Source organism: Moorena sp. SIO3B2 (assembly GCF_010692525.1).
Lineage (GTDB): Bacteria > Cyanobacteriota > Cyanobacteriia > Cyanobacteriales > Coleofasciculaceae > Moorena > Moorena producens.
The window spans coordinates 1-2,872 of record NZ_JAAHHE010000603.1 but is presented as its reverse complement, the minus strand read 5'-3'; the positions used below and the strand labels follow the sequence as shown (position 1 = coordinate 2,872).

Below are 2,872 nucleotides of genomic sequence, written 5' to 3'. Positions count from 1 at the left end.
TTAGTGCTAAATTAACATCAATAGCTTCTTAAGCTTATTATAGCGTTAATTCAACGTAAAATTGACTTGGTCAATTTGATCGCTGAAAAGCAGTGCCTGAGAAAGTTTCAAGTTTTTGGAGAGGTCTATTACTACGGAAGGTAATCTCCCCAGTGGGAGCAATCACCCAAATATAAATCTGGTCATCAACAATGGAATATTCCACCAAGGTGGCTTGTTGCTGTTTAGCAATCTCTTGAATGTCTTCAAGAGTAAGAGTTTTGGTTTTTTGAGGAGTTTCAGATAACTGTGCCGCTAATAAATCAATCAGAGCGCGGTTGCGACCCCGTTCGGAAATCTCTAAGGCTTGTTTTGCTTTACCTTGAGCAACCAATACCTGTTGTAAAAGACGATAGCTGCGAGCTTGTTGTTCAAAAATAGAAATCTTCCAATCATCTTTGTTACGGAGGAGGTGGCGGATATCTTCCCAAATTTTAATGGCATCAAACAGGTGAGTTTGGGCTGGTTCTAGTTGATTCTTTTTTAAGAAAGTAAGACCGAGATTATTTAGGGAGGTAGCTTCACCATTGCGGTTTCCGATTTTCCTCTCAATAGCTAGGGATTTTTGGTGGTAATCAATGGCTTTAAAGTAGTCTCCCAGATTATCGTATGCAACACCCAGACTATTCAGAGAGCTAGCTTCACCCAGGCGGTCTGAGATTTCCCTAGCAATAGCTAAGGAGTTTTGGTAGTAATCAATCGCTTTAAAGTAGTCTCCCAGATTACTGTATGCAAGACCCAGATTACCCAGGGAGTTAGCTTCACCCAGGCGGTTTTCGATTTGCCTAGCAATAGCTAAGGAGTTTTGGTAGTAATCAATCGCTTTAAAGTAGTCTCCCAGATTATCGTATGCAACACCCAGATTATTCAGGGAGCCAGCTTCACCCTGGCGGTTGCCGATTTCCCTTGTAATAGCTAAGGAGTTTTGGTAGTAATCAATCGCTTTTTTGTACTCTCCCAGATTGCCGTATGCATTACCCAGATTACCCAGGGAGTTAGCTTCACCCTGGCGGTATCCGATGTCTCTAGCAATAGCTAAGGAGTTTTGGTAGTAATCAATGGCTTTTTTGTACTCTCCCAGATTATTGTATGCATTACCCAGACCAGTCAGGGAGCTAGTTTCACCCAGGCGGTGTGGGATTTTTATAGCAATAGCTAAAGATTTTTGGTAGTAATCAATGGCTTTTTTATAGTCTCCCAGATGATTGTATGCATTACCCAGATTATTCAGGGAAATAGCTTCACCTTCGCGGTATCCGATTTCCCTAGCAATAGCTAAGGGTTTTTGGTGGTAATCAATCGCTTTTTTATAGTCTCCCAGATGACGGTATGCAAGACCTAGATTATTCAGGGAGGCAGCTTCACCCAGGCGGTGTCCGATTTCCCTAGTAATAGCTAAAGATTTTTGGAGGTAATCAATCGCTTTTTTATAGTCTCCCAAATTAAAGTATGCACCACCCAGATTACCCAGGGAGGTAGCTTCACCTTCGCGGTGTCCGACTTTCCTATAAATAGCTAAAGATTTTTGGAGGTAATCAATCGCTTTTTTATAGTTTCCCAGATGATAGTATGCATTACCCAGATTATTCAGGGAGTTAGCTTCACCCTTGCGGTTTCCAATTTGTTTATAAATCACCAATGCTTGCTGCCAAGACTGTAATGCTTCTGGGAACTTACTGCGACCAAAGTGACTAATTCCCTGCTGATATAGTTTGCCCGCCTCTGCTTGCTTAAGGTCTACTTGAACTATGGCATCCCTAGGGGCTAAATTCCCCTCTTGCTCTGGGCTAACCGTGTTTTGTTCTTGAGCCAGTGGTGGTAAAGTCAGGAATCTAGCCACAACAGGCAATTTCCCAGGGGTGAGGTAGAGAGTGAGAAGTCCCAACCATAAGACGTGCTTAAGTTTCATATCGGATATTGAATTATTCCCTACTTGGCCATATCTGAGAGATTCTTGAACCTATGCAAGGATTAAGGGAGCAGGGAGTAGGGAGTAGGGTGTGGGGTGACGGGAGTGCGATCGCTCGGGTAGGGTGCTTTAAGTGCGATCGCCTATAGTGTAGGTTGGGTTTCGTTACCTCAACCCGACACACCAACCCTGATCAATAGACAAAAGGCAACAGGGGCAATAGTTCCGGACTACCCACACCCCACACCCCACACCCCACACCCTAAATTCTCTACCTCGCTTCACCAATAACCGTAAAAGCTGCCCAAGCTGAGGGGTCTGGATTACCATCTTCATCATTAAGCATCGATAACATCGCCTCTCGCATGGCTTTCGCTTTATCGAATTCGTGGGTGTAAATATTAGTGTAAAACTCCTTCATCAACTTGACCGTATCATGATCAGGTATTTTCCATAGGGACACCACCAAACTGGGTACACCGGCGGCAATCAAAGAACGGGATAAACCAATTACCCCTTCCCCTTTTATCTCACCCCTACCAGTATCACAAGCACTGAGCACTACTAACCTTGCTTTCAATAAGGGTGGTTTCCGGTGTTGGTCACTGATCATAATTTCACGACTGGTGAGAAAGCCATCATGGTCTGGTTCGTCAGGTGCTAATGCGATCGCACCGGGATAATCAATACCATTGACATCATCCAGTAAACCATGGGTGGCGAAATGGATAACCGAAGCATTGGCCATTTTTTCCACAATGGTTGATTCTGTTGCTTCCGGTCCAATCATAGCAGTGGTCTTCAGCAATTGAGCAATAGTTAATGCTTCTGTTTCTGCACCCAGTAGAGGGGTTAACGGTTTTTGTTCCAGTCCTATTTTAATGGTGGGCATGGTGGGATTACCCACAATCAATGGTTTTCCCC

The 2,872-nt window shown here is 44.0% G+C and carries 1 protein-coding gene and 1 pseudogene; both read right to left on the bottom strand.

All coding sequences use genetic code 11. The annotated features are described in order from the left end of the window. Positions 1-127 precede the first annotated feature (127 nt). A pseudogene (locus F6K38_RS38680) lies at positions 128-1,879 on the bottom strand (tetratricopeptide repeat protein); the annotation flags it as partial. Positions 1,880-2,219: 340 nt separating this feature from the next. Further along, the coding region (locus F6K38_RS38675) for a CHAT domain-containing protein (RefSeq protein WP_287360241.1) at positions 2,220-2,872 on the bottom strand (653 nt) is incomplete at its 5' end.